Source organism: Paenibacillus silviterrae (assembly GCF_030167925.1).
Classification (GTDB): Bacteria; Bacillota; Bacilli; order Paenibacillales; family NBRC-103111; genus Paenibacillus_G; species Paenibacillus_G silviterrae.
The window spans coordinates 1,734,508-1,761,333 of sequence record NZ_JASKUT010000001.1 but is presented as its reverse complement, the minus strand read 5'-3'; the positions used below and the strand labels follow the sequence as shown (position 1 = coordinate 1,761,333).

Here is a 26,826-nt window from a genome sequence, read left to right as displayed (position 1 = left end):
TGGGCTCAGGCCGCAAGCAACTTTTTGTTCTGTCCTATCGTCTAATTCAATACAATCCCTAAAGAGCAACCTTAGCCATCTAGGGTTGTTCTTTGTTTAACCCACAGAAATCAGGGGTAAGCACCCTGAAGAAGACAGATGTAAGGAGAGGGAGCTCCATGACGGAACAACCGGGGAAAAAAACGCCGGCCAAAAAACCGGCACAACCGAAAAAAAAGAAGAAAAAAGGTTTTAGCGCAGCCAAGCTGTTCGGCTGGACGTTCGTCGCTGCCGTGATGGCTGCCGTGTGCGCAATGGGTGTGTATATTTTTGTCATCATCAACGGTCATAAAATTCTTAAGGAAAACATCGATAAGCTGGATATGGATGAAGCCTCTCACGTCTACGACGTGAACAACAACGAGGTCGCCGTGCTGTACCGTGAGAACCGGGAGGTCGTCACGAGCGCCGAGATTCCGGATCGGATGAAGCAGGCGTTCATCGCTACGGAGGATAAGCGCTTCGGCGAGCATGCCGGCGTCGACTTCTTCGGGATCGGGCGCGCGCTCGTCAAGGACGTCGTAGCCCGAAGCATGGTGGAGGGGGGAAGCACGATCACCCAGCAGCTGGCGAAAAACGTCTTCCTGAATGCGGACAAAACCTTCTTCCGCAAAGCAACGGAAATGTCGATTGCAGTAGCGCTGGAGCAGGAGTTCTCGAAGGACGAAATTTTGGAAAAATATTTAAACCGGATTTTCTTCGGACAAAAGGCGTACGGTGTGAAAGCGGCGTCGAAAAAATACTTCGGCGTGTCCGATCTGAAGAAGCTGGAGCTGTGGCAAATCGCTACGCTGGCAGCGATGCCGAAGGCGCCGAGCACTTACAATCCGATCGCCAATCCGGAGAAATCAAAGGAGCGGCGTGCCGTTGTCCTAAAGCTGATGTATGACCAGGGATATATTACGGAAGCGGAGAAAAACGAGGCGGCTGCCGTAGACTACACGCCCCTTCCAAGCACGGATAAGAAGGACTATCAGGCCTTTCTCGATTATGTGGTAGATGAAGCACAAGAGCGTTATGGCATCGAAGAGGATGCTCTGCTTCGAAGCGGCTATAAGATTTACACGACCATGGATGCCAATGCTCAGAAGATTATGGAGCAAACGTTCGCGCAGGATAAGTTTTTCCAGAAGCCGGGTCCCGAGCAGAAGATGCAGGGCTCCATGGTGATCGTCAATAATAAGGACGGCGGGATTGTCGCGATGGTCGGCGGCCGGGACTATGTCCCGAGAGGCTTGAACCGGGCGGCGGATCCGAGAGCTGCGCGTCAGCCGGGCTCCTCCTTCAAGCCGCTGGTCGTATTTGCGCCGGCGCTGGAGTCGGGCAAATTCACTCCTTATTCCAGACTGAAGGACGAGGAGATGTCTTACGGCAATTATTCGCCGCGTAACTACGACGGCGTGTATAAGGGCGAGGTCGATATGTTCGACGCGATCAAGCGCTCGGTGAACTCGGCTGCGGTATGGACTCTGAACGAGATCGGTCCGATGACTGGTGTTAATTTCGTCAAGAAGATGGGCATCGAGCTGGATCCGCAGAAGGACCGGAATCTCGCCATCGCCCTCGGCGGCTTGACCAGAGGGGTTACCCCGCTGCAGATGGCGCAGGCGTACAGTGCGTTCCCGAATAACGGATTTATGAATACGGCCTTCTCCATCCTTAAGATTGAAGACGATCAAGGCTCTGTGGTTGCTTCCGCCAAGCCGGAGCGCAAGTCGGTGATGAGCAGCAAGACAGCTTGGTACATGACCCAAATGATGGAGGGCGTTGTGAACGGCGGTACGGGCTCCGCAGCGAAGTTCGAGCGTCCGGTAGCCGGCAAGACGGGTACGACGCAGCTGGATCTGAAGGGGCTTGAGAAGTTCAACCGCGACCTCTGGTTCGCCGGATATACGCCGGAGTGGACCGCCGCCGTATGGCTCGGCTTCGACAAGACAGATACGAAGCATTACGTATCCATGTCCAGTGCCGGTCCTGCCGTCATCTTCAAGGAAGTGATGCAGAAGGCGCTGGCCAAACGGCCGGCGACCAAGTTTACGAAGCCGGACGGTGTGGAGGAGCTTGGAGCACCGCCGAAGACCATAGGGGATTTGAAGGCGGAGTACAACCAGGAGAAGAAAACGATGGTGCTCAGTTGGTCTCCTGTCGGCGATAAGGTCGTGTATCAGCTGTTCCGCAAGGAAGCGCAGGAGAAGGAATTCCCTGCCGAGCCGTTCATGACCTCCGCTTCGACGCAGGTCAATGATATGACACCAACGAAGCCTGGAGCTACTTATCACTTCGTCGTAGTTCCGCTGAATCAAGAAAGCAATGTCGCAGGAGCCAAATCGAATATCGCCGAGGTTCAAATTCCTGCGGATGCGGGAGCAGCTCCTCAGGTGCCGGGTCAGACAGGTCAGCCGGGGCAGGGGAATCCGAACGGAGGCACCCAGCCGGGCGGAGCTAACGGCGGAACCGGTACGGGAGCCGGAGGTACGGGACCGGGCGGAAATACGACTCGTCCGGGCACGGAGCTTGGAACCGGAACAGGCGCCGGAACAGGCACGGGCACTGCACCGGGGACAGGTACGACGCCAGCCCCGGGGACCGGTACAGGCGGCACGGGTGGCACAGGCGGTACGCAGCCGCCGGCAACGACGCAGCCGTCTACAGGCACCGGCACGACAGCTCCGACCACAGGAACGGCTCCGGGTACCGGAGCACCGAAGCCGACGCCGACGACCCCGCCGGCAACCTCCGGCACCTCGGGCGGTGCGACGACGACGCAGAAGGAGCCGGTCACGTTACCGGCAGCCGGCACGCGTTAAGCCGGGAAGTTAGTGACGATTTTCATTTTTTCGGATATTCGTAGTATAATAAGGGGTAGCTGGAAAGGTTATCCCTTCCCTTAGATGACGACATGATGGAGATGAATTCGGAGTGATGAACGCTGCTATGATTCGTAAGACGACCAACATTCTAGCGATTGCTGCATTGTTCTCTGCACTGATGACCGGCTGCGGTACGAAGCCTGCACAGGATAGCGGGGCGGGCGCAGGCCAGCAGGGGAATACTTCGTCCGGCGGACAGACGAATGCCTCACAGCCGGCACCGGCCAATCAGGAGCCGCAAACCGCAAAGCAGTGGGCCAAGGCACCGGAGATGAAGATTGATCAAAACAAAAAATATACCGCCACGGTAACGACGAACAAAGGCACGTTCACGATCGAGCTGTTCGCGAAGGAAGCGCCGAAGACAGTGAACAACTTCGTGTTCCTGTCGAAGGAAGGCTTCTATAATAACGTTACCTTCCACCGGATTATGAAGACGTTCATGGTGCAGACAGGCGACCCGACGGGCACAGGCGGTGGCGGTCCGGGCTACCGGTTCGAGGATGAGCTGAAGACGCCTTACAAATACGAGCCTGGCATTGTCGCAATGGCGAACGCCGGCCCGAATACGAATGGAAGCCAGTTCTTCATCTGTACGGGTGAAGACAGCAAAAGCTTGAACAGCAATCCCAACTACACGATTTTCGGGAAAATCACGGAAGGCATGGATGTAGTCCAAAAAATCGCCGAAACGCCGGTATCGAAGAACTCTCGAGGCGAAATGAGCACACCAACGGAAAAGGTGACCATCCAATCCGTACAAATCACAGAGAAGTAACGACGAAGCAGCGTGGATTCCACGCTGTTTTTTTCTCAGCAGCTTTAAGCGGTACATAGGGAACAAAATCCTGCTCAATTTCGTCAAACAAAGGAGAGATGGACATGGATCTACAAAGAAGGAATCGTTACCGGGGCTGCTTGCTCGGGTTAGCGGCAGGCGACGCATTGGGCACAACGCTGGAATTCAAATCTCCGGGCACCTTCGAGCCCCTTACGGATCTGATAGGCGGGGGGCCCTTTGGTTTAGAGCCGGGCGAGTGGACCGATGATACCTCTATGGCGCTTTGTCTGGCGGAGAGCCTGCTCAAGTGCGGCATGTTTCATCCTCTCGATCAGATGCGCCGATATGTCCGGTGGTACCGCGAGGGATACCTGAGCAGCACCGGCGTCTGCTTCGACATCGGCAATACGGTACGGCAAGCGCTGGAACGTTTCGAGCAGACGGGGATTCCCTTCAGCGGCTCGCTGCATCGCATGTCAGCCGGCAACGGCTCGCTGATGCGGCTCGCTCCGGTGCCGATGTATTATGCTGAGCAGCCGCAAGAAGCTATCGTCCGTTCCGGGGACAGCTCTCTGACTACGCATGGCTCGGTGCTGGCAGTGGATGGCTGCCGATATTTCGGCGGTCTTCTGGTCGGTGCGCTCGCAGGCGAGGATAAGGAGCAGCTGCTTTCGGCCAAGTATTCTCCTGCGGGAGGGGGCTGGACGCAGCATCCTCTGGTGCCTGAGATCGAGGAGGTTGCGTTAGGCTCCTTCAAGAGAAAGCAGCCTCCCGAAATTCGCGGCACCGGCTATGTAGTGGAGTCGCTGGAGGCTGCCTTATGGGCATTTTACCACAGCGCTACCTTCGAGGAGGGAGCCTTGCTCGCCGTTAATCTGGGAGATGACGCCGACACCACGGGAGCCATCTACGGACAGCTTGCCGGCGCGTATTATGGGTATGAGGCGATCCCTGAGACTTGGCGTGAGAAGCTGCATAGGAGAGTACGCATGCTCGAGTTGGCAGATCAGCTGTATGAGGCATCGCTAGAGAGGGGTTTCAACGAGAATGGCTGAGCGTCATTGTTTATTGCTTCACGGCTTTACGGGCGGGCCCTACGAGGTATTACCGCTCGCAGAGCACTTGGAAGGGCTGGGTTACGTCTGCCATGTCCCTACCTTGCCGGGGCATGGCGAAGAATTCAGTGTCATCGGAAAGATTCCGTTTCATCACTGGTTGGACAGTGCTGCCGAGCTGACGGAGCGATTGACGAGGGAGTATGGCGAAATCGATCTGGTCGGATTTTCCATGGGCGGCCTGCTCTCTATGTATCTCGCGAATCGTTATCCGGTTCGTCGCCTCGTGCTGCTGAGCGCTGCGGCGATTTATGTCAGTCCGGTACGACTGGCACGCGATATGGCTTATCGTATCCGGATCAAGGACTGGGAGCAGCTCGGCAGAGTGAAGCGGACCCCCTTCAAGGCGGCGGTTCAGTTCATGAAGCTGGTCCGGCTCGTGAAGCAGCAGGAGCTTCGCAGGGTGACCGTTCCGACGCTGATCGTCCAAGGCAAGCAGGATCATATCGTTCATCCGCGAAGCGCACATTACATCTACCGGCGAATCCGGGGAGAGCGGGAGCTTTACCTTCTGGAGCAATCGAAGCATATGATATGTACGGACCCGGAAGCACAGCAATTATTTCATAAAGTGGAGCAATTCCTTGTCCATGCACAGCAAGAAGGAAGGTGATATACCATGAAGGTGACAGGGTTTAATCATGTGACGATACGCGTATCGAGCCTGCAGCAGGCGCTTCATTTTTATCAGGGTATTCTCGGCATGCGACCGGTTCATCTGGGGAGGACGGATGCTTATCTGGAGTGGGGGAACGCATGGATCTGCTTGATCGAAAAGGTGCAGGGGAGCTCCGATCAGCAGAGGACGGGTGTCGACCATGTGGCCTTCCATATCGACGCGGCGGATTTTCCGGAGGCGGTCGCCAGGCTTAAGGCCAGCCAAGTAAGTATCGTCAGGGGGCCGCTGCATCGGGGCGGGGGAGACAGCGTCAATTTCCTCGATCCAGACGGCACGGAGCTGGAGCTGTTCACCGGCACGCTCGCGGACCGAATGAAGGTATGGGTATGAACACGATGATGAAGCGCCGAACGCCGCGGACCAAGCGAGGCACACGGATCGCGAGAAACAAAAGGTCCTCAGGCGGTTTTTTTAAGCGGGTCTTCCGCGCAGCACTCCTGATAACCGCCGTATGCGTGGTGTGGGTCGGTTCGATTTTTTGGCGCATGTGGGCGCTGCCGGAGGAGATGGCGGCGCCTAAGGAGGTTGGCATTGTCCTTGGGGCTGCGCTCTGGCAGGAGGTGCCGAGCCCGGCGCTCCGGGAACGGCTGGATCGGGCCGTAGAGCTGTATCAGACGAAGAAGATTCGACATATCATTGTCAGCGGCGGCTACGATCGCAGGGACTCCAAGCTTACGGAAGCGGAGGGGATGCGCAATTATTTGGTCAAGCAAGGGATTCCTGCCGCTGCGATTGTTTTGGAGAATAAAGCAACCAGCACTTATGAGAATTTACTATTCAGTCAGCAGTTAATGGAGGAGAAGGGCTGGACCAGCTCCGTGATCATTACGCACCGCTATCATGCCGTACGGGCGCTGGATATCGCCAAGTTCATCGGCATGCAGGGGCCGACGGCCTCGCCTATGGATTCGAAGGTGCTGATGATGGCCTGGCATAAGGGGAGGGAGACGCTGGCGCTCACGAAATGGCAGTGGGACAAGCTGCAGCTGAGCTTCGGCATCAGCCCTTCCAGCTAAGCAAACAACACCCAAGCGACCCGGGAGACCCCGTGAAGCTTGGGTGTTGTATTTCTATCCGTCTATCCGTTCACAATGACGCCGCCGTTGACATGAAGAATTTGCCCCGCCACGTAGGAGGAATCCTCGCTGGCGAGGAACACGTAGCTCGGCGCCAGCTCCTCCGGCTGGCCGGCCCGTTTCATCGGCACGTTCGCCCCAAACTTTGCGACCTGCTCCTTCGTAAAGGTCGACGGAATCAGAGGCGTCCAGATCGGTCCCGGTGCGACGCCGTTGACGCGGATGCCGCGGCCGATCAGCTGCTGGGAGAGCGACCTTGTGAAGGTAACGATGGCCCCCTTGGTAGCCGAGTAATCCAGCAGCTGTTCATTGCCCTCATACGCAGTAATGGAGGCTGTGTTGATGATCGTGCTGCCGGATTTCATATGCGGCAGGGCGGCCTTCACCAGGTAGAACATCGAGAAGATGTTCGTGCGGAAGGTTTTTTCCAGCTGCTCGGCCGTAATATCTTCAATGCTTTTCTGCGGATGCTGCTCGGCCGCATTGTTGATCAGGATGTCGATTTTGCCGAATTGCTTCATCACTTCATCGATGACCTGCTTGCAGTACGCCTCGGAGCCGATGTCACCGCCGAGCCGGATGCAGCGTCGGCCCTCCTCCTCAACTTGCCGTTTTGTCTCCTCGGCATCGCTGTGCTCGTTCAAGTACACGATCGCCACATCGGCGCCTTCCTTCGCATAAGTGACGGCGATGGCACGCCCGATCCCGCTGTCTCCTCCTGTGATAATCGCCACCTTGTCCTTGAGCTTACCGGCTGCTTTATAAGTGCCGCTTTCGAATACGGGCCGCGGATTCATCTCGGTTTCAATCCCCGGCTGATGATTCTGGTGCTGCGGGGGAAAGGTTTGCTTGGTTTCTGTTGTGGTAGCCATTTGTGCTGCCTCCTTCATTTTCCACTTCCCCTTTAGGATGCTACTTCAGGCCGGAAATCATCCGGGCTGCCCCGCTCCGCCATGCCGAAAGGTTTCACGGTAAGCCTTCGGCGTCATGCCCTTGTACTGCTTGAACACCCGGTGGAACGTTTTGACGGATTGAAAGCCGGCTTCCATCGTCACATCGGCAATGGCGAGGTCGGACGAGAGCAAGAGAGAGCTGGCATGCCGCAGCCGGATCTCGTGAAGCAGCTCGACGAAGGTTTTCCCTGTCGTTTGCCGAAGGATCGTGCTGAGGTAGGTCCGGCTCACATGAAATTGCTCCGCCAGCTGTTCCAGCCTCAGCTCTTCCCGGAAGCTTTGGTGAAGATACACCAGGAGCCGCTGGGCGAGAGGATCATGAGCGGTGGATTTCCCCTTTTGTCCAAGTGCCGTTCTTGATCTGTACCGTTCCAGGTGGATGACAATCTCCGTCAGCTTCAGCTTCAGCATGGATTGCCGATACTTGCTCGTCCCTGCGAACTCCCGAAGCAGCTCGGTAAAAAGCACCTCCACCGTCTGCCGCTCCGTCTTCGACAAGCTGAGAACATAGGGCTCGGCAGAATCCGTTGACATGAGGTCGCTTACGAGCTGCCGCTGCTCGGAGGAAGGGGAAGACAACAGCAGCTCCAGTCCGAACATACAATTCAGCAGGGTAAGCGGTTCGGATCCGGTGCTTGATATTTCATGGAATTGATACGGCATGATGAACGTTGCCGTACCGGGTATCATCCGATGGGGAATCCCGTTGATCCACTCGGTTCCTTCTCCACCGACCACTAAAGAAAACTCCATGACATCATGCCGGTGCGATGGAAAATGGTGATGTATGACATTACGAGTTACCACGAGCGGTGTTGAAGAACCCAGCACGGGATAAATGGAGGCGTCAAATGTCTGCGGATACGTCATGAGACAACTTCCTTTACAAAATGAGATATATTGTGTACGAAATGAGATCAATGGTGCGCGCTCTTATTTTAGCATAGGAGGAAAGGGAGCGTGAATGAAATGAGGCAAACAATCGATCTTAACGGAGCCTGGAGTATGCGTCCGGTGGGTGATGAGGAATGGATTCCCGCCAAAGTCCCCGGGTCGGTGGCGTCCGATTTGTTAAGGGCCGGTAGGATAGAGGATCCGTATTACCGCGACAGGCAGTATGAGGTGTTCGACATCTTCCTTAAGGATTATGAGTACGAGAGAGAGTTTGAGCTGGAGGCCGCGCAGCTGGAGGCGGCACGGTTGGAGCTCGTCTGCGAAGGCTTGGATACGATTGCAGAGCTTCGCCTGAACGGGAAGGAGCTTGCCCATACGTGGAATATGCATAGAACGTACCGCTTGGATCTTAAGGGGTTGGCGGTCGCCGGCCGTAACAAGCTGCAGGTGACGTTCCGTTCACCGGTAAATTATGTGGTCAATATGCAAAAGGAGAGATACCTCTGGGCGGCTAATGACGACTATGTGGTTCAGGGCTACCCGCATTTGCGAAAGGCGCATCATATGTTCGGCTGGGACTGGGGTCCGAAGGTGCCGGACAGCGGCATTTGGCGAAACATTTACATAGAAGCTCACCAGGTCGGTCGCATTGAGGATGTGTATGTCGTACAAAAGCATGCGGAAGACGGCACCGTAACACTCGATGTTCGGGTACAGACAGAACGCTTTACGGGCACCGAGCTGCAGCTGGATGCCGTTCTTCTTGCACCTGACAGCACAGTTGCCGCCTCATCGGAGCTTACCGTAGGGGAGACACCGGACCGGATCCTGCTGAGTGTGAGCGAGCCGGAGCTTTGGTGGCCTAACGGGCTAGGCAAGCAGCCCTTGTATGAGCTGAAGCTTCAGCTGATTAGCGAAGGAGCCGCCGTTCACGAGCAATCGTATAAGCTAGGCTTGCGAACGCTTACGGTGAGGCAGGAGCCCGACGCCTGGGGGGAATCCTTCGAATTCGAAGTCAACGGCATCTCGATCTTCACTATGGGAGCGAACTATATCCCGGAGGATAATATTCACGAAAGACTGAGCCGTAAGCGTACGGAGCAGCTGATCCGCGATTGCGTGAAGGCGAATTTCAACTGTATTCGCGTCTGGGGCGGCGGGTTTTATCCGGATGATGATTTCTTCGAACTGTGCGATCAATACGGATTGATTGTGTGGCAGGATCATTTGTTCGCTTGTGCCGAGTACGAGATGACCGAAGCCTTCACGGCTGAAATCAAGGCCGAGGTCGCCGATAATGTAAGGCGGATTCGTCATCACGCTTGTCTTGGTCTGTGGTGCGGAAATAACGAGATGGAGTGGGCCTGGATGTCATGGGGGTTCCCGAAACGGGAGAAGCTGCGGACCGACTATATCAAGCAGTTTGAAATTTTGATTCCCGAGGTGACCAAGGCACACGATCCCGAAACGTTCTACTGGAAAGCCTCTCCTTCCTCCGGCGGCGGCTTCGATGATCCGAACGCATCGGACCGGGGGGATGTCCATTATTGGGAAGTATGGCACGGGGGCAAGCCGTTCACGGAGTACCGGAAGCATTACTTCCGCTTCTGCTCGGAATTCGGCTTTCAATCGTTCCCTTCGCATAAGACCGTAGCTGCCTTTACGGAGCCGGGCGACCGCAACATCTTCACTCCGGTGATGGAAAGCCATCAGAAGAACGCCGGCGGCAACGGAAAAATATTGTTCGGGATCAGCGAAAACTTCCTGTACCCGAAGGACTTTTCATCCCTGCTCTTTGTATCCCAGCTGCTGCAGGCGGAGGCGATGCGCTACGGGGTTGAGCACTGGCGGAGGAACCGGGGCCGCTGCATGGGCTCCGTGTATTGGCAGTTGAACGACTGCTGGCCGGTAGCCTCTTGGTCAAGCATCGATTACTACGGTCGCTGGAAGGCGCTGCATTATGCCGCCAAGCGGTTCTATGCGCCGCTTCTCCTATCCGCGGAGGAAACGGGGGCTCAAGTGAAGCTGGTCGTGACGAACGATACGTTAAACGAGGAAGCCGGTACGGTCGTATGGAAACTGAGAGAGGCCGGGGGCCGCATCGTGGAGGAAGGCAGTCTGAATGTATTGTCAGGCGCGATGTCGGCACAGCCGGTCGCAGATCTGGATTTCTCTGAAAGCGTGCAAGGCCGGGAAGATGAGCTGTATTTGGAATACGCCCTTCATCAAGGGGGGCAAGAAGTGAGCGAAGGCTGGGTACTCTTCGTTCGACCGAAGCATTTCCGGTTGTCGCCGGAGCCAAAGCTAATCTGCGACATCGAAGAAGCGGAGGATCGGTTCATCCTTACGCTTCATGCCGAGTCGCTTGCCCTGTTCGTGGAGCTGGATTTTGCTCAGCTGGACGCCCGCTTAAGCGATAATTTCTTCCATGTGTCCGCCGGTAGACCGAAGCGGATCGAGCTGATGAAGTCCGATCTTTCTTCGCCGGCCTCGGCCGATCAGCTGCGCAGGGAGCTCCTGCTTCGCAGTCTCGCCGATTCCTATGTTTGTTAGTTGTGCTCCAAGCTCCTCTGCTCAGAGGAGCTTTTTTCTTTGTGTCGGGCTGCCTCAAGTCAGCACCAGTGGCTAGCAGGATTGAACAATCTTTACAAATACTTCATATGCAATTAACACTTGCTTGATACTCACCCACTATGCTTGTCTATAGCAACATCACACCAAACAAATGTATGGGGAGTTGTACGAATCCATGGACAAACAGATCGATCGCCGCACGTTTTTATCTTATCTCGGTACCGGCGCTGCAGCGCTTGCCGCAGCTTCTGCAGGACTTGGCGTATTGGATGGGAAAGCTTCGGCTGCATCCGCCACGGCAGACCACTTGTTTGGCTTCAAAACAAATAAGGTGAGCGGTTATTTTGAACCTATCGCCGCGTCCAAGGAAGACCAGCTGATCCTTCCGAAAGGATATTCCTACGACGTGGTGGCCGCATTCGATGACATTATTAACGAAGCGGGCGAACGTTTCGGCACCGGCTCCGATTACAATGCCTTCTTCCCGATCGACGGGTCGAATTCCCATGGGTTGCTGGTGAATAACCATGAATATACGAACCTGTTCTCCGTAGGTCCTGTTAAGGACGGGAAAATGACCAAGGAGCAGGTTGAAAAGGATTTGTATTACCAAGGCATGTCCGTTATCGAAGTAGCTCAGGACGAGAAGGGCACTTGGAGAATGGACACGAAGTCGAAGCATGCCCGCCGCATTAACGGCTTTTCCAAATTCGAATTGACAGGTCCTGCTGCGGGAACGTCTGCACTGAACAACGCAACCACGGCACAGGGCACCTTCGCCAACTGCTCCGGCGGTATCACCCTGTGGAACACTGTCCTCTCCTGTGAGGAAAACTTCAGCGAGACCGCAACGGCTGCCGGCTTGCCGCTGACTCATTACGGATGGGTTGTCGAGATCGATCCGTTCGACGGAAGCTACCTGAAGAAGCATACGGCTCTGGGTCGCTTCAACCATGAGAATACGTGCATGGGTCTTACGAAGGATAACCGCGTTGTGGTGTACATGGGCGATGACAAGAAGGATGCCTGCGTATACAAGTTCGTGTCCAAGAACAAGTATGTAGCGGAATTTGGCCGTAAAAATGCAGATCTGCTGACAGAAGGGACGCTCTACGTGGCGAACCTGAAGTCCGGCAAATGGGTTGCCTTGACTTATGAAGCCGTCAGCAAAGCACTTGCTAACGAAAGCTTCAAAGCACCGACCGGCGTCAAAGGCACTCGCGAGGAGCTGCTCAAGAAGTTCCAAAACCAAGGCGATGTTGTCACCAACTGCCATGAGGCGGCTTTAATTCTTGGAGGAACGCCTACGGACCGTCCGGAGGATATCGAAATTTCACCGTTTGACAACACGGTATTCATTTGCCATACGAATAACGATAATCATGGCAACATTCACGGGCATATTACACGCATCTTTGAAAAGGACAACGATTTGGGCGCAACGGAATTCGATTTCGAAATTTTCGCTGCGGGCGGCCGGCAATCCGGCTTCAGCTCCCCGGACAATCTTGCTTTCGATTCCAACGGCAACCTATGGGTCGTAACGGATATTTCGACCAGCAGCATGCATAAGGGTGTGCACACTCCCTTCAAAAACAACGGTTTGTTCGTCATTCCTACTCACGGTCCGAGCAAAGGCATCGCTTTGCAGTTCGCTTCGGCTCCTATCGATTCCGAGCTGACGGGGCCGTTCTTTACACCGAATGAGCAAACGCTGTTCCTTTCCGTTCAGCATCCTGGGGAGAACACGACGGAGGTCAACAAGCCTACCAGCCTGTGGCCTCATCGTGACGGCGACAAAATTCCACGCTGCGGTGTCGTAGCGATCAAGGGCTTTAAGCTCGGCTAAAGCTTCTGCAACGAATATAGGCAAACCAAGAGCGGGGGCTGGTTCTGTAGCAATTCTATAGAGCCGGCTCCGTCACATCTGACGATAAAAGGGGAAAACCATCATGCCATTCGGTAATATCGGAGTCGGCGGACTCATTCTAATCCTGATCATCGCACTGATTATTTTCGGACCCTCGAAGCTGCCGGAGCTGGGTCGTGCCTTCGGCCGCACCTTAAGTGAATTCAAGAACGGTACCCGCGAGCTGCTGAACGGCGATAAGGAAGAGAAGGGCGAAGAGAAGAAGGGCGAGGAGCTTAAGCCTACCGTTGCAGCGGCAGCTGACAAAAATTAAGGTAAAGGCTGTGACGGTCCCGTTATGATGCCAATTCAACAAGAAGTGTCCTTCGTAGCCCACCTGACGGAGCTGCGCAAGCGGATCATCATTACGCTCACCGCTTTTCTGAGCGCGTTCTGTCTCGGCTTCGTCTTTGTGAAGGAGCTGTATACCTGGCTCGTCCGCGATGTGCAGGGCAAGCTTGCGATCCTGGCGCCTTCCGATGTGATCTGGGTATACTTCATGCTTTCCGGCGTATTCGCCGTTGCGGTGACGATGCCTGTGCTGGCCTGGCAGGCGTGGCTCTTCGTGAAGCCCGCGCTTCGTCCGTCGGAGTACAAGGCGACCATGTCGTTTATCCCGGCGCTTGCGGTCTTGTTTCTTGCAGGCATATGCTTCGGGTACTTTGTGATTTATCCGATGGTTTACACCTTTTTGGAGACGCTGGCGGTGGACTTCGAGACGATGTACACTGCGGAAAAATATTTTTCGTTCATGATCAATATGACGGTGCCCTTCGGCTTGCTTTTTGAGATGCCGGTGATCGTAATGTTCCTGACCCAAATCGGCGTTCTTACTCCCGCGAGGCTGGCGAAAGCACGAAAGCTTTCCTACTTCGGTTTGGCCGTTACGGCGATAACAATCACTCCGCCGGATCCGATGTCCGACATTCTCGTGATTATACCGCTGTTCTTGTTATACGAAATTAGCGTGTCGATCTCCAAAATGGTGTACCGTAAAAAGCTTGCTTCCTCCTAACCAAGAGCCGACGTTCCGCGACGTTGGCTCTTTTTCTGCGCTTTACATCAAAATAGGATTCCATTATGATATTCCATGGTCGAAACGACTTAACAATAAGGAATGATGATAGAGAAGAGGCTGGGAGAAAGCATGACATATGTAGCCATTATTATTTTTCTTCTTACATTGGTGCTGGTCATTTGGCAGCCTAAAGGGCTGGGCATAGGATGGTCCGCATCCGGGGGAGCCGTTCTGGCGTTATTGTTTGGTGTAGTCACCTTGTCCGATGTTGCTGCCGTTACGGGAATCGTATGGAACGCCACCCTGGCGTTTGTCGGCATTATTTTTATTTCCTTGGTGCTCGATGAAATTGGATTTTTCGAATGGTCGGCCTTGCATATGGCCCGGCTGGCGCGCGGCAACGGAACCCGGATGTTCGTCTACATCATCCTGCTGGGGGCGGCGGTTTCCGGCTTGTTCGCCAACGACGGTGCTGCGCTTATTATGACCCCGATCGTTCTGGCTATGGTTCGAGCCTTAAGCTTTCAGGAGAAGATGATCCTGCCATTTGTTATGGCCAGCGGTTTTATTGCGGACACGGCTTCCGTGCCGCTTGTCATCAGCAATTTGGTCAACATTGTATCTGCGGATTATTTCGGGGTCGGTTTCGCGGAATATGCGAGCCGCATGGTAGTGCCGAACTTCTTTTCTATCGGCGCCAGTTTGCTAGTTTTGTATCTATATTTCCGTAAAAGCATTCCACAAAGCTACGATGTCTCCACCTTAAAGAAGCCAAGCGAGGCTATCAAGGACATGAGATTGTTTCAGCTCTCCTGGGTCATTCTCATCGTGCTGCTGGCGGCCTATTTCCTGAGCGAGTGGATGGGGATTCCCGTGTCGATTATCGCAGGCGTGGCGGCACTTTGCTTTCTTTTAGCCGCTCGGAAAAGTCCCGCAATTCACACGACCCGGCTGATCAAGGAAGCGCCCTGGGCTATCGTCTTCTTCTCCATCGGAATGTACGTTGTGGTTTACGGTCTCCGGAATGCCGGCTTAACGGACATGCTCGGCTCCGTCATCCAGTATGTTGCCGATCATGGACTGCTGGCGGCCTCCGTTGGAATGGGGTTTCTTGCCGCCATCTTGTCCTCCGTTATGAATAACCTGCCTACGGTGATGATCGATGCGCTTGCTATCCAAGGCACGCAGACGGAAGGGGCCGTTCGTGAGGCATTAATTTACGCCAATGTCATCGGATCCGATCTCGGACCGAAGATCACGCCGATCGGGTCGCTCGCCACCTTACTGTGGCTTCATGTGCTTTCCCGAAAGGATGTAAAGATCGGCTGGGGCTACTATTTCAAAATCGGAGTGACCCTCACGGTTCCTACGCTGCTGATCACTTTAATCGGATTGTATGTATGGCTTACCGTCATTCATTTCTAAATGTTCATGGGCTGACGCAAATGCGTTAGCTCAAGGCGACGATTACGACGCCCACCGCAATCATAAAAACCCCGATTCCGTTCATCAGACTGATCTTCTCCCCAAGAAATAGAATCGCCGCAATGGTGGTCAGCACTACGCTGAGCTTGTCTACGGGAGCGACCTGGGATACTTTGCCGTATTTGATCGCAAGGAAATAAAATATCCACGAGGTCGCTCCGGCAATTCCGCTTAACGTCACGTAAAACAGAGCCTTTCTATCGCCGATCAGCTCCGGAATTTTCCCGAGGTTGCCTTGCAGAGCGACGACCCCGAGGATAAATAGACACATAATTGCGGCACGTACCGCCGTTGCCGTGTTGGAATCGACGGATTCCAGCCCGATTTTACCAAAAATACTGACCATCGCAGCCGTAACGGCAGATAAAATCGCATACGTTAGCCAAAGCATAAGCAGCCTCCCGGATTCAACTGTGCAAACCGTAGTTTGACCGAATTCACATCATTTCACTCCAAAATTTGTGTGTGAGAATCGGACGTCCTTGATTTGCCTAGACTCGGCGGATAGTTTTCCCTATAATAATTGGATAAACAACCGGAGGTTAAGCCATTGCGTCGTCCTTTCTTTCAGAAGTTCAAACAAATTACACCCGCTCAATTCATTGTTCTTTCGTATTTAGTTGCCGTCATTGTGTCCACAGGACTGCTAATGCTCCCTATCAGCCAGCAGCCCGGTGTCCGTCTTCAGGCGTTCGACGCACTGTTTACAGCGACAAGCGCCGTTAGTGTTACCGGTCTAACCACCGTCAATGTATCGGAAACCTTCAGCCACTTCGGCATCGTAATGATCATGGGAATGATCCATTTCGGCGGGATCGGCATTATGGCATTAGGCACATTCATCTGGATTTTGCTAGGGCAAAACATTTCATTATCTTACCGCAGACTGATCATGGTCGACCAAAACCGTACGCAGCTTTCCGGGCTCGTGCATCTGATGCGGACCATTCTCCTGCTTGCCCTGATCTTTGAGCTTGGCGGCGCTCTTGTGTTCGGGACTTATTTTATAGCGGCAGGTTATTATGACAATTGGATTACAGCATATTATCACGGATTATTTCATTCTATCTCGGCGTATACGAATGCGGGACTCGATATGTTCGGAAACTCGATGTATTCCTTCTCCGGCGATTATTTTGTGCAGCTGGTAACGATGCTGCTGCTGGTGCTTGGAGCGATTGGTTTTCCCGTGCTGATTGAGGTGAGGGAAAAGCTGCTGCGCCGCGACAAGCAGTTTAAATTTTCCTTATTTACCAAGCTGACCGTCACGACCTTCGTTCTGCTCGTAATCCTCGGCACAACCGGGATCTGGATTGTAGAGAGCAGCGTTTATTTTCAAAATATGTCTTGGCATGAGAAGCTCTTCTACTCCCTTTTTAACTCCATCTCTACGCGAAGCGGCGGCTTGGCCACCATGGATGTGGCTGAATTCACGACACCGACCCAGTTCCTGCTGTCGATCCTGATGTTCATCGGAGCCAGCCCGTCGAGTGTAGGCGGGGGCATAAGGACAACCACGCTCGCCGTCATTATGCTCACTTTAGCGACCTATGCGGTGGGGAGAACGGATGTTCGAGTGTTCCGACGGACGATAAGGCAGGAGGACATTACGAAGAGCTTTGTCGTGTTCTCTACTGCGGTTATGATCGTTATCGGAGCTACGATGTTCCTCGATGCCGTGGAAAGGCAGCATTTCTCGCTGAACAAAATTATTTTTGAAGTATGCTCCGCCTTCGGTACCTCCGGTCTCTCCACGGGAATTACGGGCAGCCTTTCGGGCACGGGCAAAATGATCCTTATCGTGCTGATGTTCATCGGCCGTATTGGAATCTTGTCCTTACTGTTCCTGTTCCGCACGAAGGTGACGAAGGACCGATATCATTATCCGAAGGAAGAGCTGATTATCGGGTAAAGGAAGGAGGGGGACACCATCCAATGAAAGTCATAGCTTTATATTTGCTGTTGATCAATCTCTTCGGACTTCTTATCATGGGAGCGGATAAGCGCAAGGCGAAGCGCAAAAATCGCCGAGTCCCCGAAAAAAGGCTGTTTTTCATTGCCCTTGCGGGAGGGGCTGCAGGGGTATGGATCGGCATGCAGCTGTGGCGGCACAAGACGAAGCACGAATCGTTTACGGTCGGCGTACCGTTTCTTTTTATTCTCAATGTGCTGTGCGTGTACTTATTGCTCAAGTGGCTCTATTTTCCAGAAATCTGAAATGCAGTATACTATTGCTGTACGTCCATTTAAGCTGGAGAGAGGGATGATGGCATGTTCGGTAAAGTCGCGGCGGATTTGCTCGGCCTCAGTGATGTAGGTGCGGTCATTAAGCCGGAAAATTACGACAAGGTGGACTCGGACGATTACGTCCTGCATGAGGATCAGGAGAAAATTTATTTTTTGATCAAATCCAAGACGGATGAATACTGCTTTACGAATCTGGCTTTGATCCATCTCGACGGTACCAGCGCGGTCAGCAAGAAGCGCACGCTGCAGCGTTATCCTTACAGCACGCATCGGATCTCGAATGTATCGCTGGAGACGGCCGGTACGGTCGATCTGGATGTGGAGATTAAATTCACCATGGGATCGATTCCTTACTCGATCGACGTACATAAGAAGCATATTGAAGAGCTAAAGGATCTGTATAAAGCGTTGGTGAAAATTTCCGAACTGACTCACGATAACGACACGATGCTGCAGTATGCGCGGGAAAGCGTGAACTTGGCGTCTACCGTCATGAGCCGGGTTTCAAACGAGCAGGCCAACCTGGTGGAGCAGTTCAAGGGCTTGAACGAAGCCGCCTTTACTTGGCTGACCGAGACCCGAAAGCAGTATCACGTGAAGGATTTCGGCTCTGTCTTCGAACGGTATTTGAACTTATAACGTACATCCGGACCGTGTCTCTTGAAGACATGGTCTTTTTCTGGGGAGGCAGCCATGATTCAAGCGATCGTTTTTGATTTTGACGGACTGGTGCTCGATACGGAGACGCCGGAATTTCATTCGTTTCAAGAGCTGTTTACGGAGCATGGAACGGAATTGACTCTGGAGGTATGGGGCGCGTGCATCGGCACGCAAGGAGGGTTCGACCCTTATGGGCATCTTGAGACCTGTTTGGGGCGGCCGGTTGACAGAGAGCAGCTGCGGCTGCTTCGTAAGGCCAAATATGATGTGAAAATGCAAGCTGCCGACGTCAGGCCGGGAGTAAGGACGTATCTGCAGCGGGCGAAGGAGCTTGGACTTCGGATCGGATTGGCTTCCAGCTCCAAGCGGGCTTGGGTGACCGGGTACTTGGAGCAGTATGGACTGTTGTCGTATTTCGACGTGATCCGCACCTCGGAGGACGTAGAGCGGGTGAAGCCGGACCCCGCTTTGTATTTGAAAGCTCTCGAGAGCCTGGGGGTACCGCCGGAAGCAGCCGTTGCCTTCGAGGATTCGCCCAACGGGTCGCTTGCGGCCAAGAGGGCAGGTATGTATTGCGTGATTGTGCCGAATGAAGTTACCTCGCAATTGCCATTCGGGGTTCATGATCTGAGGATGGACTCCATGGCCGACCGGAGCTTGGATGACGTTCTCGGTGCGCTGGAGGATCGGCCGAAGGCGCTGAACGCCGTTTAATCGGAAAATGGAAAGAAGACAGGGGCAGGTATCGTTATCCATGCACCCCTGTCTTTTTTTTTGCTGTGACCAGTCAGTAAATGACATTCGGCTTCGGCTGTTGAGGCTCCTCGTGAATGACGAAATCATCCGCAATCAAATTAATCAAGTCTTGCTTCGTAGGTTTGAGGGACCGCTTTCTGAGCAGCCGCACGGCCTGGAAGCGAATGGCCTTCTCAATCAGATTGCGGACGTATCGCGCATTGCTGAAATTGAGGTCGCCATACTTGACGACGGCCAGATGCTCGGTGATCTTTTTAATGGATTCGGGGAGTATGGTGTACTCGCGCTCAGCTGCCATTTTCTCAGCGATCTTGATTAACTGGCTTACGGTGTAGTCGGGGAAATCCACTTGAATCGGAAAGCGGGAAGGCAAGCCGGGATTGGTGAGCAGGAAATTGTCTATCTCATCGGGATAGCCGGCCAATATAAGTATGAAGTCGTTCTTGTGATCCTCCATCGCCTTGACCAGGCAGTCGATGCACTCCTTGCCGAAATCCTTCTCCCCGCCGCGCGCCAGACTGTAGGCTTCATCGATAAATAAAATGCCGCCCAAAGCTTTCTTCACCATCTCGCGGGTTTTCAGAGCCGTATGGCCGATATATTCGCCGACCAGATCCGCACGCTCCACCTCTATCAGGTGTCCCTTGGAAAGCACTCCCATTGCCTTAAACAGCTTTGCAATAATTCTTGCGACGGTGGTTTTGCCGGTTCCCGGATTGCCTTTAAAAATCATATGGTATACATGGGAGCCCGCCTGCAGGCCGGCTTCCACCCGGAATTGCTTTATTTGAAGCATTGCATATATCTGGAAAACCAACTCCTTGACTTCCTCCAGTCCGATCATTTCGTCAAGCTCCTTGAAGATGTCTGAGAAGGCCTCGAAATGCTGCTTCAATTCCACCGGGTTCTCTTTCGATTTGGGCTTCGGATCCGTGGCTGTCTTAAAGGTAACATTGATTTGTCTGTCCCGGGTTACTATTTGACGCGTATCTTCATCCATCTCCACTCCACCCCCGATATGTATATTTTTATGCCTCACCTCTCGGGAAACATGACTTGAATTGCGTAACCTTCGCAAGTAATTCGGATTCGGGCGTCAGGAAAGAATGGATCCTACATGAACTGTGCATTGTAATTAAGAGAGGGGACGTTTACAATGAACGTGAACGTTCCTATTGTCGTTTCCTGAATCAGGAAGTCGGCAGTAGCTATGCGTGATGAGAACTCATGCGGTGCGGCTGCGGAAGAAACGCATGCCCGCACGAAGGCAGAAGGAGACGATAAGTTATCCATGAGATCCAATACACATGATGTAACGACGCTGATAAAGCCGCGGGCTATTCTCGTCAGCCTGGTTACCCAGGAGCTGAAGCGTCAGGATGAGTATGATCCGGAATACTCGCTGCAGGAGCTGATCGCCTTGTCGGAAACGGCAGGCGTTGAGGTGCTGGAGACGATGACCCAGAATAAGGAAAAAGAAGATTTCCGCTGGCTGATCGGCAAGGGGAAGGTGCAGGAGCTGAAGCAGCGGATCGATGAGCAGGGGGCCAATACGGCCATCTTCGATCAGGAGCTGTCCGGAGCTCAGGTGCGCAACCTGGAGGAAGCGCTGGATGTCAAAATCATTGACCGCACGCAGCTGATCCTCGACATTTTCGCACAGCGGGCGAAAACGCGGGAAGGGATCATTCAGGTGGAGCTGGCACAGCTCAGCTATTTGCTGCCGCGGCTGTCCGGTCAAGGCAGCAACTTGTCGCGGCTCGGGGGCGGCATCGGGACGCGGGGACCGGGGGAATCCAAGCTGGAGACCGACCGCCGGCATATCCGCGACCGGATCAGCGAGCTGAAGCGCCAGCTGTCGGAGGTGGTGCGCCACCGCAATTTACATAGAGAGCGGCGCAAGAAAACGGGCGTATTTCAAATCGCGCTGGTCGGCTATACGAACGCGGGAAAATCCACCATGCTCCGTCAGATGACCAACGCGGATGTCTATGTAGAGAACCAGCTGTTCGCCACGCTGGATCCGACCTCCCGAGCCTTGAAGCTTCCAAGCGGCAAGGAGGTTGTGCTGACGGATACGGTCGGCTTTATCCAGAACCTGCCGCATGATCTGGTTGCTGCCTTCCGCGCCACGCTGGAGGAGGCGAATGAGGCGGACTTGATCCTTCATGTCGTGGACAGCTCCTCTCCCATGATGGCGATCCAAATGCAAGTAGTGGATCAAGTTTTGGAGGAGCTCGGCGCTCACGGGAAGGAACGGATTACGATTTTTAACAAGCTCGATTTGTGCACGCAGGCTCAACGGGAGCTGCTGACTACAGAAGGCGAGTTTTTGCGTATATCCGCATATCAAGAAGACGATCTTGCGCGGGTGATGGAGGCGATCGAAGCCAAGCTTACCGGCGGGGATATAACATACCGCATCCCGGCGGACAAAGGCGATGTGATCTCCCTTGTGTACAGGGTGGGCGAGGTGCTGGAGAACGATGTGGACGGTGACGATATGCTGTTCAAGGTAAGGGTAAACAACAAGGAATTCGATAAGATCGGCTATATGCTGGCGGCTTACGATATGGCGCAGCGGCTTCAGGGAGAAAGCGGAGGAGAGACGACGGACCATGTTTAACGAACGGGTGCTCAGCCTGATGGAGCAGGCTGAGCGGAAGGCTATGGGGAAGCTTCAGGAAATCGACCGGGTTGTCGACCATAACAGCTGGAAGGTCATCAAGGCCTTCCAGAAGCATAAGGTAAGCGATTATCATTTTGCCGGCTCGACCGGATACGGATATAACGATCGCGGGCGAGAGGTGCTCGATCTCGTGTATGCGGATGTGTTTGGAGCTGAGGCCGCCCTAGTGCGGCCGCATTTTGTGTCGGGGACGCATACGATCGGCACGGCGCTGTTCGGTGTACTGCGGCCGGGTGACGAGCTGCTGATGATGACCGGGCGTCCGTACGACACGCTTCATAAAGTGATCGGCGAGCCCGGAGACGGGAAAGGTTCCCTTCAGGACTGGGGGATCGGCTACGGGGAGGTGGAGCTGCTGGAAGACGGCTCCGTCAATTTCGAGGAGGTGTCCCGGCGAATCGGCCCCAACACGAAAGTGGTCGGGATTCAGCGATCCCGCGGCTATTCGTGGAGGCCGTCCTTCACCGTAGAGCAGATCGGTGACATGGTGCGATTCGTCAAAGAAATCAAGCCGGATGTCATCGTCTTCCTGGATAACTGCTACGGTGAGTTCACGGAGCGAATGGAACCGACAGAGGTTGGCGTCGATCTGATGGCCGGCTCCTTGATCAAGAATCCCGGCGGAGGCTTGGCACCTACCGGCGGTTATGTTGCGGGGAAAAGCAAATACGTCGAACTGGCTTCCTACCGGCTTACGGCTCCCGGCATTGGCGGGGAGGTCGGGGCTATGCTCGGCACGACGCGGGCGATTTACCAAGGCTTGTTCTTGGCCCCTCACCTCGTCGGACAAGCAGTGAAGGGCTCGGTCTTCGCCGCCTCGCTCTTCGAGGAAATCGGCTTTGTAACGCACCCGCGCTGGGACGATCCGAGGACGGATCTGATCCAGGCCATCCGGTTTACCGGCGCCGAGCATTTGATTGCATTCGTCCAAGGAATTCAGCAGGCCGCTGCGGTAGATTCGCACGTCGTTCCTGAGCCTTGGGATATGCCGGGCTATGAGCATCCGGTGATCATGGCCGCCGGCACATTCATACAGGGAGGAAGCCTGGAGCTGTCTGCGGATGCGCCGATACGTGAGCCGTATATCGCCTACATGCAAGGTGGGCTCACGTTCTCCCACTGTAAGCTCGGAGTGCTTACAGCCATCCAGAACATGGTGGATCGGGGACTGTTGAATTTGTAGTTTTTGTTTTCGAAAATGAAAGCCTATATGTGCAAACATCTCGCACAAACCTGACATGACTTGACATGTTTTTCCTGTAAGGTTACAATAAGGGTAAGGTTCAGACTGCACAGGAGTGATAAGTCATGAGTGATGAGATACGCCGTAATATGGCGCTTTTTCCGATAGGCATCGTCATGAAGCTGACGGATTTGACCGCCAGACAAATACGTTACTACGAGCAGCATGAGTTAGTGATCCCGGCGCGTACGGGAGGCAACCAGCGCTTATATTCCTTTAACGATGTGGAACGCTTGCTGGAGATTAAGGATCTGATTGAGAAGGGCGTCAATATTGCCGGGATCAAGCAGGTGCTTCTGCCGGTGAACAAGGATTCCGAGGAAGCTACGGTTTTGACGGAGCAATCGGAATCGAAGCGTCGTGAATTAAGCGATACGCAGCTGCGTAGAATGCTGAAGCAAGAGCTGCTCGGGGCCAGACGCCCGGGTCAGGTGTCCTTGATTGAGGGACAAATGTCACGCTTTTACAAGAAGTAGGTTTTACCGGAGTACAGAGGGCGGCAGGCACAGGCAGGCTCCTGAAGTGCTCCGTTACCTTTGTACATAGTCTAAGGAGGAGAGATTCCAGTGCCAGACAAGAAGTATACGAAAGAAGATATTCTGCGTATTGCCAAGGAAGAGAATGTAAGATTTATTCGCTTGCAGTTTACCGACCTGCTGGGCACCATCAAGAACGTGGAAATCCCGTTAAGTCAGCTGGAGAAGGCTCTCGACAACAAAATGATGTTCGACGGCTCCTCGATCGAAGGCTACGTTCGTATTGAAGAGTCCGACATGTACTTATACCCTGATTTGAATACTTGGGTTGTGTTCCCTTGGGTTACGGAAGATCGCGTTGCCCGTTTGATTTGTGACGTTTATTTGCCGGACGGCCGTCCGTTCCCGGGAGACCCTCGCGGCATTCTGAAGGCGGCGCTGAAGGAAGCCGAAGAGATGGGCTATACCGCGATGAACGTAGGTCCGGAGCCGGAATTTTTCCTGTTCAAGACCGATGAGAAGGGCAACCCGACCATGGAGCTGAACGATCAAGGCGGTTATTTCGATCTTGCTCCTACAGACCTTGGCGAGAATTGCCGCCGCGAGATCGTTCTAACACTGGAAGAAATGGGCTTCGAAATCGAAGCTTCTCACCATGAGGTAGCTCCGGGTCAGCACGAAATCGATTTCAAATATGCGGATGCCTTGAAGGCCGCTGACCAGATTCAAACGTTTAAGCTTGTAGTGAAAACCGTAGCCCGGCAGCATGGGCTGCATGCCACTTTCATGCCAAAGCCATTGTTCGGTGTGAACGGCTCCGGTATGCACTGTCACCAGTCTTTGTTCCGCGGCAGCGAGAACGCGTTCTATGACGAGAGCGACAAGCTGGGTCTGAGCGCTACGGCCAGACAATATATGGCAGGTATTTTGAAACACGCGCGCGCGTTCGCTGCGATCACGAACCCTACCGTTAACTCGTATAAGCGTTTGGTGCCAGGCTATGAGGCACCTTGCTACGTAGCATGGTCAGCGAGCAATCGCAGCCCGATGATCCGGATTCCGGCATCCCGCGGCGTGAGTACACGCGTAGAAGTGCGTAACCCGGATCCGGCAGCGAATCCTTACTTGGCACTGGCGGTTATGCTGAAGGCGGGCCTCGACGGTATCAAGAACAAGACCCAGCTGCCGCCTCCAACCGACCGTAACATCTACGTGATGACGGAAGAAGAGCGCGAAGAGCAGGGGATTCCGAGCTTGCCGGTGAATCTGAAGCAAGCGATAGACGAGCTGCTGCGCGATGACGTCATCTGCGATGCATTGGGCGATCATGCGCTGGCTCATTTCGTTGAGCTGAAGGAAATCGAGTGGGATATCTACCGCACGCAGGTTCACGCATGGGAACGCGAGCAGTATTTGACTCTGTATTAAGCTAGTCTTGCCTATAGACCCGGAGATCCTTTTGTGATCTCATCCGGGTCTTTTCTTATTTGCCCGATTTCTGCAAATGCACAACAAATGGATTGCGAAAGGGGGGCATTGGTGCATTTGTGCGATTGTGCAAAAATGTATGGGGAAGTAGGGCGTTGATAGCAATTCACCCTGTATATTGGTGCTTATTCGCAGAAATATGTCTTAAGTGACCATTTTGAAGGCTTCAAAGTTGTACTATTGCAGATTTCGGGAGAGTCTTTCAGTTGCCACGGACCCGGTACAGGCAAAACATGGCCGAATAAAAAACGCTCCTTCTACCGTGAAGTAGATTGGAGCGTTTGCGATGTTTAATGAATATCTCTAAAGAGGCCGATGACTTTGCCGAGAATGGTGACATGCTTCAAGCGGATCGGCTCCAGTGCAGGATTCTCCGGCTGAAGTCGAATGTGATCCTTTTCCTTATAGAAGGTTTTTACCGTAGCCTCGTCTTCCTCTGTCATAGCCACCACGATCTCTCCGTTATTCGCGGTCTGCTGCTGGCGGACGATGACATAGTCCCCGTTGTGAATGCCGGCCTCAATCATGCTATCCCCGATGACGCTGAGCATAAAAACCTTATTGTCGCCAACGAAGTGGCTTGGCAGAGGGAAGTAATCCTCTATGTTCTCCGTAGCGGTGATCGGGACGCCTGCCGTAACTCGTCCGATTAAAGGCACGCGGGCAACGGACACCGAATAAGCGCCGTCATTCTCCGTACCGTCCAAAATCTCGATAGCCCGCGGCTTGGTAGGGTCGCGGCGAATTAACCCCTTCTTCTCCAACCGCTCCAGATGTCCGTGTACCGTGGAGCTGGAAGCGAGTCCGACCGCTTCGCCGATCTCTCTAACCGAAGGGGGATACCCCTTGTCCCGAACTTCATTCTTAATGAAATCCAAAATCGCCTGTTGGCGGTTGGAAATCTTGCTCATTCGTATCAACTCCAATTTTGGTAATCATTACTTGGAGTATAACACAGAACCGGAGTTCGTACAAACATGAGTTCGAAAAATCGTTGACACAAACATTTGTTCGTGTTATATTATGAACAGAACAAATGTTTGGGGGCGGTTACTCATGATTCAAAATCCTACTCTTATTCGTAAATACAATTCTGCTGACGAGTCTAAGCAGTTACATAGCAAGAAGAAGAACAACGGCTTAAATGCTCGTGTGATCTTTACCGTGACGGCCTTATTGCTTTTCTTATCCTTCGGAGCCTTCGGTGCTTCGCTGTTCGGCGATCAGGACGCTTATGCTGCGACTGAAAATGAGCCCGAGCAGGCTGTGGTTATCGTGGATCAAGGGGAGACGTTATGGTCGATTGCTACCGAACACGCAGCAAGGGGAACTGATGTTCGTAATTATGTGCATGAGCTGAGGAAGATGAACGGGCTGAAGAACAGTAATGTTAATGTGGGGCAGAAGCTGCTGCTGCCGTGAGCGGGTTTAGCTCTGACCAATGTAATTTAGCTGTGATAATACGCAGGTATTACTATAAGATGAAGGTGCTGTGGAATCCGAAGCAGCGCCTTTTTTCTATGCTTGGTATTACCGATCATTCCCTTCTCGTCACTTGACAATCCTACCCCTTAGTGTCAAAGTATTAAGGGACGATGAGGTAGGTCTCCTTCATCACCATTGGACAAGTCATAACTTGGAGGGTAGTCATGAGCGAACACGAAAGCGAACACGATGCGAACGTCAAGCGGATTAATGAGCTGGCCCGCAAAGCGAAGGCGGACGGACTCACCGATGAGGAAGTGGTAGAGCGTAACGAGCTAAGAAGGAAGTATATCGACGCGTTCAAATCTTCGTTACGATCCCAGCTGGACAACATTAAGTTTGTCGACGATGAGGAAGAGAAAAAATAGGGTAAACGGACAATAAGGGGT

General features: G+C 53.6%; 26 protein-coding genes. 21 read left to right on the top strand and 5 right to left on the bottom strand.

The annotated features are described in order from the left end of the window. Positions 1-158: 158 nt before the first annotated feature. From QMO62_RS07675 to QMO62_RS07650, 6 genes are all read left to right on the top strand, one after another. On the top strand, positions 159-2,846 hold the full coding sequence (locus QMO62_RS07675; protein ID WP_284640001.1) for a transglycosylase domain-containing protein: 2,688 nt from the start codon (positions 159-161) through the stop codon (positions 2,844-2,846). Between the two features lie 127 nt (positions 2,847-2,973). Further along, the gene (locus tag QMO62_RS07670) at positions 2,974-3,687 is read left to right on the top strand and encodes a peptidylprolyl isomerase (protein ID WP_284639999.1); all 714 of its coding nucleotides are present in this window, start codon (positions 2,974-2,976) and stop codon (positions 3,685-3,687) included. A gap of 104 nt (positions 3,688-3,791) precedes the next feature. Next, positions 3,792-4,745: an ADP-ribosylglycohydrolase family protein gene (locus tag QMO62_RS07665; RefSeq protein WP_284639997.1), complete on the top strand. Its 954-nt coding sequence runs from the start codon at positions 3,792-3,794 to the stop codon at positions 4,743-4,745. Continuing rightward, the gene (locus QMO62_RS07660) at positions 4,738-5,418 is read left to right on the top strand and encodes an alpha/beta hydrolase (protein WP_284639995.1); all 681 of its coding nucleotides are present in this window, start codon (positions 4,738-4,740) and stop codon (positions 5,416-5,418) included. Before QMO62_RS07665 ends, QMO62_RS07660 begins: the two co-directional genes overlap by 8 nt. Before the next feature lie 6 nt (positions 5,419-5,424). Then, on the top strand, positions 5,425-5,814 hold the full coding sequence (locus tag QMO62_RS07655; RefSeq protein WP_284639993.1) for a VOC family protein: 390 nt from the start codon (positions 5,425-5,427) through the stop codon (positions 5,812-5,814). Positions 5,815-5,819: 5 nt separating this feature from the next. After that, entirely contained in the window at positions 5,820-6,500 is a 681-nt protein-coding gene (locus QMO62_RS07650; protein ID WP_284639991.1) for a YdcF family protein, read from the top strand. Between the two features lie 62 nt (positions 6,501-6,562). Here the strand turns inward: QMO62_RS07650 and QMO62_RS07645 are convergent, their stop codons facing one another. Further along, the gene (locus tag QMO62_RS07645; RefSeq protein WP_284639990.1) at positions 6,563-7,432 is read right to left on the bottom strand and encodes an SDR family oxidoreductase; all 870 of its coding nucleotides are present in this window, start codon (positions 7,430-7,432) and stop codon (positions 6,563-6,565) included. Positions 7,433-7,489: 57 nt separating this feature from the next. Beyond that, entirely contained in the window at positions 7,490-8,383 is an 894-nt protein-coding gene (locus tag QMO62_RS07640) for a helix-turn-helix transcriptional regulator (protein WP_284639987.1), read from the bottom strand. A 99-nt stretch (positions 8,384-8,482) separates the two neighbouring features. Here QMO62_RS07640 and QMO62_RS07635 point away from each other — a divergent pair, with 99 nt between their 5' ends. The 5 genes from QMO62_RS07635 to QMO62_RS07615 all read left to right on the top strand — a co-directional run bounded on the left by QMO62_RS07635 (position 8,483) and on the right by QMO62_RS07615 (position 15,333). Then, positions 8,483-10,960, top strand: a complete 2,478-nt coding sequence (locus QMO62_RS07635; RefSeq protein WP_284644886.1) for a beta-mannosidase — start codon at positions 8,483-8,485, stop codon at positions 10,958-10,960. Positions 10,961-11,156: 196 nt separating this feature from the next. After that, positions 11,157-12,830, top strand: a complete 1,674-nt coding sequence (locus tag QMO62_RS07630) for a PhoX family protein (protein WP_284639983.1) — start codon at positions 11,157-11,159, stop codon at positions 12,828-12,830. Positions 12,831-12,933: 103 nt separating this feature from the next. Next, positions 12,934-13,164, top strand: coding sequence for a twin-arginine translocase TatA/TatE family subunit (gene tatA, locus QMO62_RS07625; protein ID WP_284639981.1), 231 nt, complete (start codon positions 12,934-12,936; stop codon positions 13,162-13,164). A gap of 24 nt (positions 13,165-13,188) precedes the next feature. Then, positions 13,189-13,905 (top strand): twin-arginine translocase subunit TatC, encoded by a 717-nt coding sequence (gene tatC / locus QMO62_RS07620; protein WP_284639980.1) that lies wholly within the window; start codon positions 13,189-13,191, stop codon positions 13,903-13,905. Between the two features lie 132 nt (positions 13,906-14,037). Further along, positions 14,038-15,333 (top strand): arsenic transporter, encoded by a 1,296-nt coding sequence (locus QMO62_RS07615; RefSeq protein ID WP_284639978.1) that lies wholly within the window; start codon positions 14,038-14,040, stop codon positions 15,331-15,333. Between the two features lie 25 nt (positions 15,334-15,358). Here QMO62_RS07615 and QMO62_RS07610 read toward each other — a convergent pair whose 3' ends face one another. After that, positions 15,359-15,784 carry an EamA family transporter gene (locus QMO62_RS07610; protein ID WP_284639976.1) on the bottom strand — a complete coding sequence of 142 codons (426 nt, stop codon included), beginning with the start codon at positions 15,782-15,784 and terminating at the stop codon, positions 15,359-15,361. A gap of 159 nt (positions 15,785-15,943) precedes the next feature. On the opposite strand from QMO62_RS07610, the gene QMO62_RS07605 reads away from it, so the two are divergent. The 4 genes from QMO62_RS07605 to QMO62_RS07590 are packed head-to-tail and all read left to right on the top strand — an operon-like array spanning position 15,944 to position 19,014. Next, positions 15,944-17,305, top strand: a complete 1,362-nt coding sequence (locus QMO62_RS07605) for a TrkH family potassium uptake protein (protein ID WP_284639974.1) — start codon at positions 15,944-15,946, stop codon at positions 17,303-17,305. A 23-nt stretch (positions 17,306-17,328) separates the two neighbouring features. Further along, positions 17,329-17,610, top strand: a complete 282-nt coding sequence (locus QMO62_RS07600) for a DUF1294 domain-containing protein (RefSeq protein WP_284639972.1) — start codon at positions 17,329-17,331, stop codon at positions 17,608-17,610. Positions 17,611-17,664: 54 nt separating this feature from the next. Then, on the top strand, positions 17,665-18,279 hold the full coding sequence (locus QMO62_RS07595; protein ID WP_284639970.1) for a PH domain-containing protein: 615 nt from the start codon (positions 17,665-17,667) through the stop codon (positions 18,277-18,279). A 54-nt stretch (positions 18,280-18,333) separates the two neighbouring features. Continuing rightward, positions 18,334-19,014, top strand: coding sequence for an HAD family hydrolase (locus QMO62_RS07590; RefSeq protein WP_284639969.1), 681 nt, complete (start codon positions 18,334-18,336; stop codon positions 19,012-19,014). A gap of 73 nt (positions 19,015-19,087) precedes the next feature. On the opposite strand, the gene QMO62_RS07585 is transcribed toward QMO62_RS07590, so the two are convergent. After that, positions 19,088-20,056 carry an AAA family ATPase gene (locus QMO62_RS07585; protein WP_284639967.1) on the bottom strand — a complete coding sequence of 323 codons (969 nt, stop codon included), beginning with the start codon at positions 20,054-20,056 and terminating at the stop codon, positions 19,088-19,090. A gap of 291 nt (positions 20,057-20,347) precedes the next feature. Between QMO62_RS07585 and hflX the strand changes: the two genes are divergently transcribed. The 4 genes from hflX to glnA all read left to right on the top strand — a co-directional run bounded on the left by hflX (position 20,348) and on the right by glnA (position 24,892). Then, the gene (gene hflX / locus QMO62_RS07580) at positions 20,348-21,682 is read left to right on the top strand and encodes a GTPase HflX (RefSeq protein ID WP_284639965.1); all 1,335 of its coding nucleotides are present in this window, start codon (positions 20,348-20,350) and stop codon (positions 21,680-21,682) included. Then, positions 21,675-22,928 carry a methionine gamma-lyase family protein gene (locus tag QMO62_RS07575; RefSeq protein WP_284639963.1) on the top strand — a complete coding sequence of 418 codons (1,254 nt, stop codon included), beginning with the start codon at positions 21,675-21,677 and terminating at the stop codon, positions 22,926-22,928. Before hflX ends, QMO62_RS07575 begins: the two co-directional genes overlap by 8 nt. A 125-nt stretch (positions 22,929-23,053) precedes the next feature. Then, the gene (locus QMO62_RS07570) at positions 23,054-23,464 is read left to right on the top strand and encodes a MerR family transcriptional regulator (protein ID WP_284639961.1); all 411 of its coding nucleotides are present in this window, start codon (positions 23,054-23,056) and stop codon (positions 23,462-23,464) included. 90 nt (positions 23,465-23,554) lie between these two features. Further along, complete coding sequence (gene glnA, locus QMO62_RS07565; protein WP_284639959.1) at positions 23,555-24,892, top strand: type I glutamate--ammonia ligase; 1,338 nt, start codon at positions 23,555-23,557, stop codon at positions 24,890-24,892. A 350-nt stretch (positions 24,893-25,242) separates the two neighbouring features. Here the strand turns inward: glnA and lexA are convergent, their stop codons facing one another. After that, entirely contained in the window at positions 25,243-25,863 is a 621-nt protein-coding gene (gene lexA, locus QMO62_RS07560) for a transcriptional repressor LexA (RefSeq protein ID WP_284639957.1), read from the bottom strand. 145 nt (positions 25,864-26,008) lie between these two features. On the opposite strand from lexA, the gene QMO62_RS07555 reads away from it, so the two are divergent. Beyond that, on the top strand, positions 26,009-26,374 hold the full coding sequence (locus QMO62_RS07555; RefSeq protein WP_284639955.1) for a LysM peptidoglycan-binding domain-containing protein: 366 nt from the start codon (positions 26,009-26,011) through the stop codon (positions 26,372-26,374). Between the two features lie 227 nt (positions 26,375-26,601). After that, positions 26,602-26,805: a DUF896 domain-containing protein gene (locus tag QMO62_RS07550; RefSeq protein ID WP_284639954.1), complete on the top strand. Its 204-nt coding sequence runs from the start codon at positions 26,602-26,604 to the stop codon at positions 26,803-26,805. Positions 26,806-26,826 lie beyond the last annotated feature (21 nt).